Origin of the sequence: Streptomyces sp. NPDC005803, from assembly GCF_040630435.1 — a bacterium.
Classification (GTDB): domain Bacteria; phylum Actinomycetota; class Actinomycetes; order Streptomycetales; family Streptomycetaceae; genus Streptomyces.
In genome coordinates, this window is sequence record NZ_JBEXXO010000028.1 from 1 (window position 1) to 14,153 (window position 14,153).

18 protein-coding genes are annotated in these 14,153 nt (G+C 71.5%); 4 read left to right on the forward strand and 14 right to left on the reverse strand.

Going from position 1 to position 14,153, the window contains the following annotated elements; all coding sequences use genetic code 11:
* Positions 1–147: 147 nt before the first annotated feature.
* From ABZ454_RS31215 to ABZ454_RS31265, 11 genes are read right to left on the reverse strand one after another with little or no spacing between them, the layout of a single operon-like run.
* The gene (locus tag ABZ454_RS31215) at positions 148–606 is read right to left on the reverse strand and encodes a hypothetical protein (protein ID WP_359542933.1); all 459 of its coding nucleotides are present in this window, start codon (positions 604–606) and stop codon (positions 148–150) included.
* 49 nt (positions 607–655) lie between these two features.
* A complete protein-coding gene (locus ABZ454_RS31220) occupies positions 656–1,066 on the reverse strand; it encodes a gas vesicle protein K (protein ID WP_359542934.1) in 411 nt (136 codons plus the stop codon).
* Between the two features lie 55 nt (positions 1,067–1,121).
* Complete coding sequence (locus tag ABZ454_RS31225; RefSeq protein ID WP_356317108.1) at positions 1,122–1,334, reverse strand: gas vesicle protein; 213 nt, start codon at positions 1,332–1,334, stop codon at positions 1,122–1,124.
* Positions 1,331–2,170: a GvpL/GvpF family gas vesicle protein gene (locus ABZ454_RS31230; protein ID WP_359542935.1), complete on the reverse strand. Its 840-nt coding sequence runs from the start codon at positions 2,168–2,170 to the stop codon at positions 1,331–1,333. Before ABZ454_RS31230 ends, ABZ454_RS31225 begins: the two co-directional genes overlap by 4 nt.
* Positions 2,167–2,622, reverse strand: coding sequence for a gas vesicle protein (locus ABZ454_RS31235; RefSeq protein WP_356317104.1), 456 nt, complete (start codon positions 2,620–2,622; stop codon positions 2,167–2,169). The genes ABZ454_RS31230 and ABZ454_RS31235 overlap by 4 nt, the downstream gene beginning before the upstream one ends.
* A gap of 53 nt (positions 2,623–2,675) precedes the next feature.
* On the reverse strand, positions 2,676–3,935 hold the full coding sequence (locus ABZ454_RS31240) for an SRPBCC family protein (RefSeq protein ID WP_359542936.1): 1,260 nt from the start codon (positions 3,933–3,935) through the stop codon (positions 2,676–2,678).
* Complete coding sequence (locus tag ABZ454_RS31245) at positions 3,928–4,518, reverse strand: hypothetical protein (protein ID WP_359542938.1); 591 nt, start codon at positions 4,516–4,518, stop codon at positions 3,928–3,930. The genes ABZ454_RS31240 and ABZ454_RS31245 overlap by 8 nt, the downstream gene beginning before the upstream one ends.
* 49 nt (positions 4,519–4,567) lie before the next feature.
* Positions 4,568–4,825, reverse strand: a complete 258-nt coding sequence (locus ABZ454_RS31250) for a gas vesicle protein GvpG (RefSeq protein WP_356317098.1) — start codon at positions 4,823–4,825, stop codon at positions 4,568–4,570.
* A gap of 45 nt (positions 4,826–4,870) precedes the next feature.
* Positions 4,871–5,581: a GvpL/GvpF family gas vesicle protein gene (locus ABZ454_RS31255; protein WP_359542940.1), complete on the reverse strand. Its 711-nt coding sequence runs from the start codon at positions 5,579–5,581 to the stop codon at positions 4,871–4,873.
* Between the two features lie 2 nt (positions 5,582–5,583).
* Positions 5,584–6,018, reverse strand: coding sequence for a gas vesicle structural protein GvpA (locus ABZ454_RS31260; protein ID WP_356317094.1), 435 nt, complete (start codon positions 6,016–6,018; stop codon positions 5,584–5,586).
* A gap of 46 nt (positions 6,019–6,064) precedes the next feature.
* Positions 6,065–6,364: a gas vesicle protein gene (locus ABZ454_RS31265; RefSeq protein ID WP_356317092.1), complete on the reverse strand. Its 300-nt coding sequence runs from the start codon at positions 6,362–6,364 to the stop codon at positions 6,065–6,067.
* 248 nt (positions 6,365–6,612) lie between these two features.
* On the opposite strand from ABZ454_RS31265, the gene ABZ454_RS31270 reads away from it, so the two are divergent.
* Positions 6,613–6,888, forward strand: a complete 276-nt coding sequence (locus tag ABZ454_RS31270) for a GlsB/YeaQ/YmgE family stress response membrane protein (RefSeq protein WP_359542942.1) — start codon at positions 6,613–6,615, stop codon at positions 6,886–6,888.
* A 39-nt stretch (positions 6,889–6,927) separates the two neighbouring features.
* Here ABZ454_RS31270 and ABZ454_RS31275 read toward each other — a convergent pair whose 3' ends face one another.
* A complete protein-coding gene (locus ABZ454_RS31275; protein WP_359542943.1) occupies positions 6,928–8,037 on the reverse strand; it encodes a YhjD/YihY/BrkB family envelope integrity protein in 1,110 nt (369 codons plus the stop codon).
* A gap of 132 nt (positions 8,038–8,169) precedes the next feature.
* Here ABZ454_RS31275 and ABZ454_RS31280 point away from each other — a divergent pair, with 132 nt between their 5' ends.
* The 3 genes from ABZ454_RS31280 (at position 8,170) to ABZ454_RS31290 (ending at position 12,296) form a co-directional block, all read left to right on the forward strand.
* A complete protein-coding gene (locus ABZ454_RS31280; protein WP_359542944.1) occupies positions 8,170–9,051 on the forward strand; it encodes a fructosamine kinase family protein in 882 nt (293 codons plus the stop codon).
* Positions 9,052–9,531: 480 nt separating this feature from the next.
* The gene (locus tag ABZ454_RS31285; protein ID WP_359542945.1) at positions 9,532–10,992 is read left to right on the forward strand and encodes a basic amino acid/polyamine antiporter; all 1,461 of its coding nucleotides are present in this window, start codon (positions 9,532–9,534) and stop codon (positions 10,990–10,992) included.
* Positions 10,993–11,036: 44 nt separating this feature from the next.
* On the forward strand, positions 11,037–12,296 hold the full coding sequence (locus tag ABZ454_RS31290) for an arginine deiminase (RefSeq protein WP_359542947.1): 1,260 nt from the start codon (positions 11,037–11,039) through the stop codon (positions 12,294–12,296).
* A 70-nt stretch (positions 12,297–12,366) separates the two neighbouring features.
* Here ABZ454_RS31290 and ABZ454_RS31295 read toward each other — a convergent pair whose 3' ends face one another.
* Both ABZ454_RS31295 and ABZ454_RS31300 read right to left on the reverse strand, forming a co-directional pair.
* The gene (locus tag ABZ454_RS31295) at positions 12,367–12,957 is read right to left on the reverse strand and encodes a hypothetical protein (RefSeq protein ID WP_359542948.1); all 591 of its coding nucleotides are present in this window, start codon (positions 12,955–12,957) and stop codon (positions 12,367–12,369) included.
* A 13-nt stretch (positions 12,958–12,970) separates the two neighbouring features.
* Positions 12,971–14,134, reverse strand: a complete 1,164-nt coding sequence (locus ABZ454_RS31300) for an ROK family glucokinase (protein WP_356317078.1) — start codon at positions 14,132–14,134, stop codon at positions 12,971–12,973.
* Positions 14,135–14,153: the final 19 nt, after the last annotated feature.

Consider the following 14,153-nt stretch of genomic DNA (forward strand, 5'->3'; position numbering starts at 1 on the left):
GGCGAAGTCCTCGGCGGTGAGGCCGATGCCCTTGTCGTGGATCTCGATCATCACGCGGCTGTCGGGCAGCCGGGTCTAGAAGGATCTCCCGCCCCGGCCCACGTCCGGCGTCCGGGCGCGTGCGGCCCCGGACCTCGTCCTCGTCCGTCAGATTCTGCCGCGCGCCAGCCGGGTCAGGGGGCCCGTCGGCGGCTTGGCGGTGGAGCGGCCGATGGCGAAGGCCGCTCCGGCGACACCGGCGACCCCCGCCGCGGCACCGGCGGCGACCGCCTTCCTGTGCTTGATGACGGTCCAGGCCGTGGTGGCCACGCTCGCGGCCTTGGCGGCGTTGGCCGTCACCACCTGCTGTCCGCTCTGCAGACCGGCGGCCGCCGCGCGCCCGGCGCGCCGGGTGGACTCTCCGGCCGCCCGCACGGTGTGGGAGGCAGAGGCCTTGGCGCCCTCGGCCTCGGACCGGGCCGTGTCGGCCGTCGCGGCAGCCTGCTTGCCCGCGGCCTCGGTGCCTGCGCCGGCCGTCTTGCGGGCCGAGGCGGCGGTCTTGCGGGCGGTGGTGGTCCTGCCCTTGCTCGGAGTGGAGTTCTTGGTGTCCTTGTTGTCAGCGGTCATGGCCTCCTCCTTGCCTTGGGTGGTGCACTGAAACCTAAGTCCGGGGCGCTCAGGCGCCGTTGTGCGGAAGCAGCGATCCGAGCGGCCCCAGGTCGAGATTGAGGTCGTCCATCGTCAGGTCGTAGCGGTCGCACAGTTCCGTCATGCGTTCGTGCAGGATCATCAGCGTCATCCCGATCCGTTCCTCCTGGACCTCACTGAGGTCGCCCTCGTCGACGCGGTGGATGGCGGTTCGCTCCATGAGCTGGCGGAGCAGTTCGACGATGGTGAGCACCAGCTTGATGAGATCGCGCTCCACGGTGTCCGGGTCGGTGGACAGCCGCTGGGCCGCGGCCGGGGGGCCGTGGCCGTCCGGTCGCGCGGGGCCGAGCCCGAACGCCTGGGCAGCGGCGCGCACCACCTCGTCGGCCGTCGCGGCGGATGTGCCCGCCGCACCACGTGCGTGTTCGCCGTCGGTCATCGTGTCCGCCTCCTCCTTCGGGTCGCCCGGCCGGGCGCGGAACCGGGCCGCGGGCTCACCACGGCGCCGGCTCCTCACCCGTGATCGACCGGATCACCGCTCGAAGATTGATGTGGACGAGGTCCACGTCGGCGATGGACAGGACCAGGTCGCCGGTGAGCACCGCGCCGCCGTTCAGCAGGCGGTCCAGAAGGTCGATCAGCGCGATGGGCGGTCCTCCGCGCGCCTCCGTCTCGCCGAGGACCCCGCCGACGATGTCCGTGCTCACCGGGCCCCACCACCGTCCGCCACGACGGCCGTGGCGAACGAGTAGGGCGCCCACGGCCCGGTCACCTCGACGGCGACCCCGGGGGTGCCGTCGGCCAGCGCGGAGAGTTCCCGGCTCAGCTGATCCGTGTGCTCCCGGGGCACGAGGTACGCCTCGTTCGCGACGTTCACCCCGGGGCGGGAGGCGAGCTGCCCCTGCTGCGGACGGTGGACCACCCGCGAGGCTGCCACGCTCTCGGCCAGCCGCACGGCACGGGCGGCCAGGTCGGACGCCACCCGGTACGCATCCTGGCTGGTGCGCTGCTGCGCCTGGCGCTGCCGCAGATAGGCGCGGCCGCTGCCGGCCTTCGCGGAGGGGGAGGCGGCCGGCGCCGGCGTGGTCGCGGCGCCCGGATCGGCGTAGACCTTCACCCCCAGCTCGACATGGCCTTCCAGTCGCCCCAACAGCTCCTGGAACTCGCTGCGTTGCCTGACCAGCATGTCGGCCACCCGCGCGTCGCCCAGATAGACCGTGGCCAGCCGCATCGGCAGGACCGAGGTCTCGGCGAACGCGGCGTCGACCACCGCGTGATGGGCGCGGGCGACCGCTTCGAGCCGCTCCAGGTCCTCCATCTGCGCGCTGAGGCCCTGCTCGCTGAACGTGTCCGCCGGCACGGAGGAGACGAGCGCGCACAACCCTCCCCCGCCGACCGGGCGCAGGGGCCGCCCGTCCACGCCCGGCAGCCGGGAGGCCAGCCCGTGCAGGGCGGGGCTGTCGCGGCCGACCGCGTAGACGTACGTCATCTCCTCGGCGCCGGGGGCCGGAAGGCCGCCGGTCGCGTTCGGTGGGGTGCTCATCGTCCCTCCTCCCGTTCGGCCTCGGCCGGCCGGCCTGGGGCGCCGGTGGCCCCCGGAAGGCCCGCCTGCGACCGCAGCCGGGCCAGTTCGGCACGCAACTGCTCGTTCTCCTCGGCCAGGGCCTCGCTGCCGGAGCGGTCCCCGGCCGGGGCGTCACCGCCGGAGCCTGCCTCGCGTGCGGGGCGGGCTCGTGAGGAGAGCGACGGATCGTGTTCCCACCAGTCGATGCCCATCTCCTTGGCCTTGTCGACGGACGCGACGAGGAGGCGGAGCTTGATGGTGAGCAGCTCGATGTCGAGCAGATTGATCTGGATGTCCCCGGCGATGACGATGCCCTTGTCCAGCACCCTTTCCAGGATGTCGGCGAGGTTGGCCGACGCGCCCTGCTGCCCGTACGCCGGGGCGGCCCCCCGGGACGGGGCCGGCAGTCGGCCGGCGAGTGAATCGGACACGGTGTCTCACGCCTTTCCGTGGGGTCTCGGTGCGGATCTGTGCGCTGCGCCGGTCACCGGCCGGCGTCGGCCTTACGGCGGCGTCGGGAGCGTGCGGCCGGCCGGGGCTCCTCCTCCGCCGCTTCCTCCTCCGGCTCCTCGGCGTCGGCGTCGTCCTCGTACGCGGGCTCGTCCTCCTCGTCCGCGACGTCCTCCGCCTCGGCTTCGTCCTCCGGCTCCACGTCCTCGTCCGCCGGCTCCTCGTCCTCCTCCGGGACGTCCTCCTCCGGGGCTTCCTCGTCCTGGAGTTCCTCGTCCGGGAGTTCCTCGTCCTCGTCCGGGGCGTCCTCGTCCAGGGGCTCGTCCTCGTACCCGGAGTCGTCCTCGTCGTGCGGCTGCTCGTCCTCGGGCATCTCGTCCTCGGACGCGTCCTCGTCGGTACGGCCCTCGTCGGCCCCGGCGCCCTCGTCGTCCTGTGCCTGCGACGCCTGCGCCTCTTCCTCGTCGAGCGCTTCGTCGTGGCTGACGACGACTTCTCCGTCGCGGATCTCGCCGCGCCAGCTGTCGGTCGCCTCGCCCCGCATCATGATGAACTTGCGGTAGAGCTTGAGGTCGAGCCGGGCACGGCGGCCCTGGGCGCGCCAGATGTTGCCGGTCTTCTCGAACAGGCCCTTGGGGAAGTATTCGAGGACCAGCAGGACCCGGGTGAGGTCGTCGGTGATCGCGTGGAAGGTGACCACGCCCTTGACGGTGCCCTTGGCGCCTTCGGTGGTCCAGGTGATGCGTTCGTCAGGCACCTGCTCGGTGACGTTCGCCTTCCAGCTACGCGTGGACTTGGCGACCTTCACCTTCCAGTTGCTCGTGGTGTCGTCCGCCTTCTCCACGCTCACGACGCCCTTGGCGAACGAGCTGAACTCCTGGAACTGGGTCCACTGGTCGTACGCCTCGCGGACCGGCACACCGACGTCGATGTCCTCGACGATGGTGACGCTCTTGGACTTGCCGCCACCGGATTTGCGTCCCTTGCCGAACAAACCCTTGACCTTGTCCTTGACGGTGTCCTTGAGATGGGAGGCTCCCGCGGTCAGGGCGGCCTGAGCGGGTGACTTGCCTTCCTTGAGGGCCTGTCCCCCCTTGGCGAGACCCTTGAGCGCGCCGCCCCCGCCGCCCGGCTCCGCGAGCTTGGACACGGAGTCGCCGAGGCGGTGGCCCAGCTGGGTCACCGCGTGTTCGGCGCGGGCCCGGAGGTAGTTCTGCAGCTCCTCCTTGAGGCGGTCGGCGGCCGGGCTCTTGGCCACGTCGTCCTTGATGCCGCCGAGTGCGGAGTCAGGCACGGTCGCCTCCCCGGGCCTTGCGGGCGCCGGACGCCGCCGTCTTGCGGGCGCCGGACGCCGCGGTCTTGCGGGCGGATCCGGTGCGCTTGCGCGCCGGGGCGGAGCCCTTGTCCGCGCTGCCGGACCGGCTTTGGCCGGACGAGGACCGGCTCTTCGAGGCGGACTTGGACGCGGCGGCCGGCTTGCGGGGGGTGCGCCTGGGCTGCTCGTCCTCCCCGGTGTCCTCGTCCTGGTCCGTGTCCTGCTCCGTCTCCTGGTCCGCGTCGGCCTCGTCGTCGGCTGCGGGGCCGGCCGCCAGTGCCTGGGTGCGCTGCTGCAGCGAGTCGGCCAGACTGCCCGCCCGCTGGGTGACGGCCTTCGTGGCCGCTGTCCTGGTGGCGTCCACCAGTTCCTTGCGCACCTGGTCGTTGAGGGAGCCCAGAACCGGCGAGTCGGCCAGCATCCTGCCGATCTGCCGCGGGTCGAGATCGATCTTCTTGCCGAGGAGGAACATCCCGAACCCCAGGGCGAGTTTGGCCTTCTTCGTACGCCCCAGCAGGTATCCCCCCACCAGAGCCGCGCCTATCTTGGCGTTCTTCGTCATCTGCGATGCACCTCGGATCTCCCCGTTCACGTGTGGTTGTGGCTGATGGTCACGGCGTACGCCGCTTCTGTTCCCGGTACTCCTCGATCTCGTCCAGCCGGTCGAGCAGTTCGTCCTCGCGCCGGTCGAACTCCTCGGCGTCGATGGAACCGTCGATCAGCTCCTGCTCCAGCTGCGCGAGCCGGGCCCGCACCGGCTCGGGGTCGTAGTACTCCTCCTCGGCGGCCTGGACCACCTGGTCCAGGACCCAGACCGTCCCCCGCACGGGGGCTAGCGGCAGGGTCAGGATGCTGCTGATGAGGCCCATGGCGGCAGATCACCTCCGCTCCGGGGAGCCGGACGGGCCCGGCCTTCAGACGAAGCTGTACGGCGGCAGCGGGCCGGTCAGGGTGAACGAGTACGCGTCGCCCCGCTGATCCGCCTCACGCTGGACCGCGGCCACGAAGGCGTCGGTCCGGGCCCGGGGCACGAGGAAGGACAGGTTCAGGAACTGCTGGGGGGCCGGCTCCGCGTGCGAGTTGCGGGTGACGACGTCCGCCAGCCGGGCGGCCACGTCCTCGGCCTCCCTCCGGTGGCGCTCGGCCACCTCACGGGCCACCAGCTCTCCCAGGGCGACCCGGTCGTCGTGGCTTCCCTGGGCGCGGGTCCGCTCGTTGAGCTGCCGGATCTCTTCGGACTCGGTCATGATCTCCCGCAGGAGGTCCTCCTCGTCCCGGCCGGCCTTGAGGTTGTACTCCACCTGGCCGTCCAGTTCCGCGAGCCGCTCACCGTACGCGTCGGCCTCCCGGTCCAGGGCCGCGATGACCTCGTCGTCGTCGGGTCCCACCAGGCCGAACCGCATGGGCAGGGTGGCGCCACCCGCCATCAGCGCCTCCAGCACGCCCTGATGGGCCATCACATCGCGGCGCTTGGCGCGGAGTCCTTCAGGCGCGTCGCTGACCACGGCCGCCAGCCGGTCGGTGGACAGCGTGCGCAGCGCCGAGGCGGGCTCGCCCACACCGTGCAGGCCGTTCAACGGCAGTGGATGGTCGGCACCGGTGATGGCGTAGATGTAGGTGGACACCGCTACTCTCCGCTTCGCTGGGTCTGACGGCTGGACGTGGTCTTTCGGGCCGGCCGCTTACGCGGCTCCTCCTCGGGCTCGTCGCGCTTGCCCTGCAACGATTCGCTGAAGGCCTCGACGGCTCCGGTCAGCACGCCCTTGGACTTGCCCTTGGCGCCGTTCTCCGTCATGTCGCCGACCAGGTCGGTGAGCTGGCTCGGCGCCTTGCGGCCGGACTCCAGGTCGAGCCGGTTGCACGCCTCGGCGAACCGCAGATACGTGTCGACACTGGCGACCACGACCCGGACATCGATTTTCAGGATCTCGATGCCTACGAGGGATACGCGGACGAATGCGTCGATGACCAGGCCGCGGTCGAGTATGAGCTCGAGAACGTCATAGAGATTTCCCGAGCCGCTCCCGCCGGACGTCGCATTGCTCTGCTGCACGAGTGTCATGGGGAACTCCTTTCGGTGATCCTTGTTTCGTCTGATCGACGGAATGTCAGCGACGGTCGATCTGGCCCCTGGCGTAGCGGCGCAGTCGTTCGTAGGACATGAGCCGGCCCTGGGGGTCGAGCTGCACCCGGTAGGAAGCCATGACGCTCATGGTGTCCGGAACCCGTTCCAGCTCGACCACTTCCACGTCCGCCGCCCACCCGTCCTCCGTCGCCTTCACCGCGGACACGGAGCCCGGCTCGCACTGGAGCATTTCGGTGAGCTGCGCGGAGGCTTTCCGCATGGCGGTGGGAACGTCGACGCGTTTTCCGTCCTGCTCTTTTTCGGTGTCCTTCTCGGTACTCATCCCTCCACCTGTCGCCGGGGAGGACCGCTCGCTGACCGGCCTCCGTCGTTCGTGGCTTCCGATCGCCTGCCCCTGCGATCCGGACGTATGCGCGAACAGAGTGCCGAATGACCGCGCCGCGCATTTCTGATGAAGATTCATGTCGGTGAGTGCGGCGTACGGACGTACGTCTCCGGCCCGCTCGCAAGGGGTCCCGGCTGCCCGGCGGGGTACCCGGAGCGGATACGTCGACCGCGAAGGAGTCAGCCATGGAAATCTCCGGACTCGTCAGCGCTCTGCTCATCGGGGCCGTGGTGGGGCTGCTGGGACGCCTCTGCCTGCCGGGCCGTCAGCACATCGGCGTCCTGTGGACGCTCGTCGTCGGGATCGCCGCCGCGCTCCTCGGCTCGCTGCTGGCGTCCGTCCTGGGCGTGGGCGACACCGGGGGCGTCGACTGGATCGAGTGCCTCGTCCAGATCGTCCTGGCCGGCCTGGGCGTCGCCGCCCTCGACCGCGCCCTGGCCGGAACGGAACGCCATCCCTGAGCGCGCCGTTCCCGGTCGAGCCGGTCCCTCGGCAGCCTCTCAGCCGTGCAGCAAGTCGTCGGAGGGGCCGGCCTCACCCATGGCCCGGCGGTCCTCGTCGGACCACGTGCGGGTGTCGCGCGGCTCGACGTAGGGCTCCTCGAACGGGGGGTGGCCGCCCAGGATGGCGCGTTCGCGAGCCATCTCCGCGTCGAACTCCAGGCCCAGCAGGATCGCCAGATTGGTGATCCACAGCCAGACGAGGAAGACGATGACACCGGCCAGCGCACCGTACGTCTTGTTGTACGAGGCGAAGTTGGCGACGTAGAACGCGAAGCCCGCCGAGGCCACCATCCAGATCAGGAGCGCCAGCACACTGCCCAGGGACGCGAACCTGAAGCCCCACCCCTTGGCGTTCGGCGCCGCCCAGTACAGGATCGCCAGCATGACGGCCACGCAGACCACCAGGGCGGGCCACTTGGCGACCGACCAGATGGTGAGCGCGGTGTCGCCGACGCCCAGCAAGGCGCCGAGCTGGCGGGCTATCCCCCCGGTCAGCACCACCATCAGGGCACTCGCGCAGGCCAGGACCATCAGCACCAGGGTGAGCCCGACGCGCACCGGCAGCACCTTCCACAACGGCCGCCCCTCCGGCAGGTCGTAGACGGCGTTCGCCGCGCGCATGAACGCCGCCACGTAGCCCGAGGCGACCCACAGCGCGCCCAGCAGGCCGACGATCGCGAGCACCGAGCCGGTGCCGCCACTGCCCTCCACCTGGGTGATCCCCCTCGTGAGCACGTCCTTGGCGGCTCCCGGCGCCAGCTGCTCCACGTTGTCCAGCGCCTTGCGCGTGGTCGACTCCCCCGCGATCCCGAGGAGCGAGACCAGGACCAGGAGGGCCGGGAAGAGCGACAGGATGCCGTAGTAGGTCAGCGCTGCCGCCCGGTCGGTCAGTTCGTCCTGCTGGAACTCCTTGGCCGTCCGCTTGAGGATCGCCCACCACGACGCGGTGCCCAGCTCGGTCGGCGCGTCCGGAGCCTCGCGCTCCACCTCGGCGTCCGGCCCCGCCGCCCGGCCTCCCTCACCTTCCTCCCGGTCTTCCGTCCGACCGTGGCTCCCCGGGACGGGACGTCGGGGAGGGCCCTGCTCGCTGCGCTGTTCGTTCACCATGAACGGCGGCTACCCCGGACAGCGCCGTTATGCCGCCGGACGGCCACCGGCCCTCGGCCAGGAGGCAATTCCCGGCCGCCACCGACCGGCCGCCACCGACCGGCCACCGGGCCGTGCGGTAGCTTGCGTGTCATGACCATGTCGACACCCTCCCTGCTTCTTGACCGGCTGCACCGGGCGGGGCTGAGCGATGCCGTGTCGGTGACCCCGGTCGAGGGGGGCGTGGCCGCCCTCGCGGGACTCGCGACGCGCCGCACCGGGCCGCCCGTCTTCGTGAAGGCCTTCCGCGAGACGCCTGCCGACGGGCTGTTCGTAGCGGAGGCGGAAGGGCTCCGGTCGCTGCGCGACATGGGCGGGGCCGCCACCCCGGAGGTGGTGCACGCCGGCCGGGACGTGCTGGTGCTCTCCGCCCTGGAGGCGCGTCCGGCCCGGGAGGACTTCTGGGAGCGGCTCGCCCACACCCTGGCGCGGCTGCACACCACCACCGTGCACGACCGCTTCGGCTGGCCCCGTGACAACTGGCTGGGGCGATGCCGGCAGGACAACGCCTGGGACGCCGACGGGCACGCGTTCTTCGCCCGGAGCCGTCTGCTCCGCTGGCTGCCCGAGCCCCGGGTACGGGCGGCGCTGGACGCCCGGGACCGGCGGGCGCTGGAGCGGCTGTGCGAGCGGCTGCCCGAACTGCTGCCTTCCCGGCCGCCCTGCCTCACCCACGGCGACCTGTGGTCGCACAACATCCTCGCGACCCCGGACGGGCAGCCCGCCCTGATCGACCCGGCGGTCTCCTTCATGTGGCCCGAAGTGGATCTCGCCCATCTGTGGAGTTCGCCGCACCCGCCCGAGGCGAAGCGGTTCTTCGCGCAGTACGCGGAGCTGACCGGGCTCGACGACGCCTGGCCCGCCAGGATGCCGGTCATCCAGCTGCGGCAGCACCTGGCCGTCATCGCCCAGCACGAGCACGACTGGGGCGCGGCCGACCAGGTCCGCGCCACGCTCAAGCCGTTCCGCTCGTAGCCACCGGGCCCGGACTTCCCCGTCCGTCAGCCGGGCCCCGTCCCGGGCGCAGGTGCTGAGCCGGCGGCAGCCCGGCCCGCGCGGCGTCGGCGAAACCGCCCCGGCCCATCGGCGAGCGGTGGTTCCGCGCACGCGCGACACGCCCCAAGGGCGCGTTATGTACCGAATTGCACTATATCTTCGTTCCATGGATGCGTGTGGCGCTGGAGTTCCTCCTGGGTTCCGGAGCCCTTGGGTTCCTGGACGGGAGGCCGGGGTGCCGGAGGACGGGCGGGCCGGGCGCCGGTGGTGTCCGGTGCCTGTGCCGTCGCCGGCCGGTGCGTGCGCCCCCGCGGCGTCCAGGCCCCGCCGCCGAGCCGGCACCACGCGGCCGCGGCGGCCCTGCCCGGTGTCCTCGCGGTGAGTACCGGAAGGCGGTGACCGGCTGCCGGGCGTCCCGCACCTCCCGGCACACGTACCGCCGCACAGACGAGGGAAGTCATGAGCAACGCAGAGACCAGCACCGCGACCCCGGCCTCCGGGGACCGGCCGGCGGCCAAGCTGACCCTGGTGACCCTGACCGCCATGGTGGTCGGCTCGATGGTCGGGGCCGGGGTCTTCTCGCTGCCGCGCCGGTTCGCGCAGGAGACGGGGGTGGCCGGGGCGCTGATCGCCTGGGCGATCGCGGGGACGGGCATGCTGATGCTCGCCTTCGTCTTCCAGGCCCTCGCCGTGCGGCGGCCGGACCTGGACGCCGGCGTGTACGCGTACGCCAAGGCCGGATTCGGCGAGTACCTCGGCTTCTTCTCGGCGTTCGGCTACTGGGCGAGCGCCTGCGTCGGCAACGTCACGTACTGGGTACTGATCATGTCGACGATCGGCGCGATCTGGCCCGCGCTCGGTGACGGCGACACCTTCCTCGCCGTCCTCCTCTCCTCCGTCGGACTGTGGGCGTTCTTCCTGCTGATCCGACGCGGCGTCAAGGAGGCCGCGGCGATCAACAAGATCGTGACCGTGGCGAAGGTCGTGCCGATCCTGGTGTTCGTCGTCCTCGCGCTGTTCTACCTCGACACCGATGTCTTCGTGGACAACTGGGGCGGGGCCGACTACGCGGGCTCGCTGTTCGAGCAGGTCCGCGGGACGATGCTGGCCACGGTCTTCGTCTTCCTCGGAGTGGAGGGCGCCAGCGTCTACTCCCGGCACGCCAAGCGGCGGGAGGACGTCGGCCGGGCCACGGTCCTCGGCTTCCTCAGCGTGTTCGCTGTCTTCGCCTCCGTCACCCTCGTCTCCTACGGCATCATGCCGATGGCCGAGATCGCCGAGCTGCGCCAGCCGTCCATGGCCGGGGTGCTGGAACACGCCGTCGGCACCTGGGGCAAGGTCTTCGTCAGCGTCGGCCTCATCATCTCGGTGCTCGGCGCGTACCTCGCCTGGACGCTGATGGCCGCCGAAGTGCTCTTCGTCGCCGCCAAGGACAAGGACATGCCCCGGTTCCTGGGCCGCGCCACCGCCGAGGACGTCCCGGTCCCCGCCCTGCTGATGACCACCACGCTGAGCCAGATCGTCCTGGTCGTCACGATGTTCTCCGACGACGCGTTCAACTTCGCGCTCGACCTGACCAGCGCACTGAGCCTGATCCCGTTCCTGCTCGCCGCCGCGTTCGCGGTGAAGATCTGCTTCGGGGCGGACCGTGCGAGGAGCTCCGGACGGAGCACCCGCCCGGAGCTCGTGATCGCCGTCGTCGCCACGCTGTACACGGCGTTCCTGCTGTACGCCGCCGGGCTGAAGTTCGTCCTCGTCTCCTTCATCCTCTACGCCCCCGCGACGTTCCTGTTCGTCAAGGCCCGGCGCGAGCAGGACCGCCGCCCGTTCTCCCCCCGCGAGGCCCTGATCTGCGCCGTCTCGGTCGCCGGTGCCGTGATGGGCGTCATCGCCCTGGCGATGGGCTGGATCGAGCTGTGACCCGTCCCCGACCCGTGCCCCACCCGACCGAAAGGCGCACCGCCATGAGTCCCGACACCGCTCCCGCACCCGCCCTCGGCGTCCACTCCGAGGTCGGCGAACTCCGCAAGGTCCTGGTGTGCGCGCCGGGCCTCGCCCATCGCCGGCTCACCCCGACCAACGCCGACGACCTGCTCTTCGACGACGTCATGTGGGTGGAGAACGCGCGGCGCGACCACGCGGACTTCGTCGACCAGCTGACCGGGCACGGGGTCGACGTCGTCGAGCTGCACGATCTGCTCGCCGCCACCATGGACATCCCCGAGGCCAGGAGCTGGCTCCTGGACCGCAAGATCGTCGCCAACGAGGTGGGCCTCGGGCTCCTCGACGACACCCGCGCCTTCCTGGACGCCCTCGACTCCCGCCAGCTCGCCGAGTACCTCATCGGCGGCCTGTCCACCGCCGACCTGCCGGGCGAGTTCCGGTCCGGCTACCTGGCGCTCGCCCGTGAGGCGACCGGAGCAAGGGAGTACCTCATGCCCCCGCTGCCCAACACCCTGTACACCCGTGACACCACCTGCTGGCTCTACGGCGGTGTGACGCTGAACCCGCTCTACTGGCCGCCCCGGCACGACGAAACCCTGCTGATGAAGGCGGTCTACACCTTCCACCCCGGCTTCAGGGACAGTGCGGTGTGGTGGGGCGACCCCGAACAGGACTGGGGGCAGGCCACGTTCGAGGGCGGGGACATCATGCCCGTCGGCAACGGCGTCGTCCTCATGGGCATGAGCGAACGCACCTCCCGCCAGGCCATCACCCAGGTGGCCGCCTCCCTGTTCAGGAACGGCGCTGCCGAGCAGGTCATCGTCGCCGGGATGCCCAGGCTCCGCTCCGCCATGCACCTCGACACGGTCTTCACCTTCGCCGACCGCGACATCGTCACCCTCTACCCCACGATCATGGACGCCGTGCACACCTTCTCGCTGCGCCCCGGTGACAAGGCCCCGGGTGTGGAGATCACCGACGAGGGGGCGACGCCGTTCGTCGACGTCGTGGCCAAGGGGCTCGGCCTGCCCCGGCTGCGGGTGGTCGAGACGGGCGGCGACGTCTACGCCTCCGAGCGGCAGCAGTGGGACAGCGGCAACAACGCCGTCGCCCTGCGTCCCGGCGTCGTCTTCACCTACGACCGCAACACCCAGACCAACGCCCTGCTGCGCGAGGCGGGGGTCGAGGTCCTGACGATCGTCGGCGCCGAACTCGGGCGCGGGCGCGGGGGCGGCCACTGCATGACCTGCCCGCTGATCCGCGAGCCCGTCGACTTCTGACCGCATCCGCGGGGCCACCACCGCGCCGGCGGACGCCGGGCGCCCGGTGCCGGCCGCCCGGCGGTTCAGGTCAGGGGGTCGCCGCGGAGACGACGTACACGACGGGTGACATCGGGTCGGTCATGTCGACGGTGATGTCCTGGGTGGGGCGCGGGTCCTCGTTGGTGTGCGTGGTGCCCGCCCACGAGAGGCCGCCGCCGAAGTGCCAGCCGGCGATCTTCGTGTCGCGCTCGCCGACGGTGACCCGGCCGGCCTCCAGAGCGGCGCGGCCCGTGCCCACCTGGGTCAGGAACCGGTCGAGGCCGTTGGACGTCGTGCGGAACTGCGCGTACATCCGGCTGGCCTTCCAGTTGTTGGTCTCGTAGTACTGGACCTCCACCGCGTCCCGGGGGATCGGCACCTCGAAGATCCGGCGGAGCATCCGCGAGGGCCAGCCCTCGCGGAGCCCCTGGGCCGCCGCCTCGGCGGCCTTGTCCTGCCCGGAGCGGCGGCTCTGGCCCGCGGAGATCAGCAGATAGCCGGCCGGGACGCCGATGAGCAGCACGATGATGGTCGCCGTGATCAGACGCCGCCGGATCGTCCGGCGCCGCTCCTCGGGCGGTGGTCCCTCGCCGGGCGGCGGGGACTGGCGCGGCACGACGGGGTGCTCGGCTGCGGTCATGGGTGTGGGGCCCCTAGGAAGTGCGGGTGTTGCGCGTGTTACGGATGGTGCTGGCGGCCTGGTCGTAGATCTGGGCGTACCGCTCGTACCGCTCGACGCGCCGGCGGTTGGCGCGCCGGAAGCGGCGGGCCACCAGCCGGGCGAGGTCGGCCGCGCCGACCATACCTGCTTCGGGGCCGAGCTGTGCCTTGGCGATCCGGGCCTCGGGGCGGTAGCCGCGGCCGGTGAGCTGCCGTTTGAAGGCGTCCCTGGCCGGTCCGATCAGCAGGTCGTCGGCGGCGCTGACACCGCCTCCGATGACGAAGCAGGAGGGGTCGAGCGCGGCGGCGAGATTGGCGATGCCGACGCCGAGCCACTGGCCGATGTCCTGGAGGAGCTCGATGCACATCGCATCGCCCTCGCGGGCCAGTTCGGTGATGAGCGGTCCGGTGATGTCGGGGATGTTGCCCTTGACCCGCTCGATGATTCCGTGGGCCACCGGGGAGTCCGCCGCGGCCAGCTCCTTGGCTTCCCGGACGAGTGCGTTGCCGGAGCTGTACTGCTCCCAGCAGCCGCGGTTGCCGCAGGGGCAGCGGTGACCGCCGGGGACCACCTGCATGTGGCCGAACTCACCGGCGACGCCGTACTTGCCGCGCTTGACCTGACCGTCCTCCAGGATCGCGCCGCCGATGCCGGTGCCGAGCGTGATCATGACGAGGTGGTCCTCGCCCCGGCCGGCGCCGAAGCGCCATTCGGCCCAGGCGGCGGTGTTGGCGTCGTTGTCCACCATGACGGGGACGACGAGCCGGGAGGCGAGGGCGTCGCGCAGGGGCTCGTCGCGCCAGGCCAGGTGCGGGGCGAACAGGACCTTGGAGCGGTCGGCGTCGACCCAGCCGGCCGCCCCGATGCCCACCGCGTGCACGTCGTGCCGGTCCGAGAGGTCCAGCACCAGCTCGACGATGGTGTCCTCGACGACCTTGGGGCTCTTGGACTTGTCGGGCGTCTCGGTGCGCAGGGTCTCCAGGATGTTGCCGTCGGCGTCGACGACGCCGGCCATCACCTTCGTCCCCCCGATGTCGATGCCGACCGTGGGCACCCGCGGCGCGGTGAGGTGCGAGCGCCGCTCCCTGGTGCCGACGGTCCGCAGGACGGTGGCGCGGGCGGAGCCGCGGTGTGTGAAGTCGCGGTACGTGCTCATCGTCCCTGCGGGGTTCGGG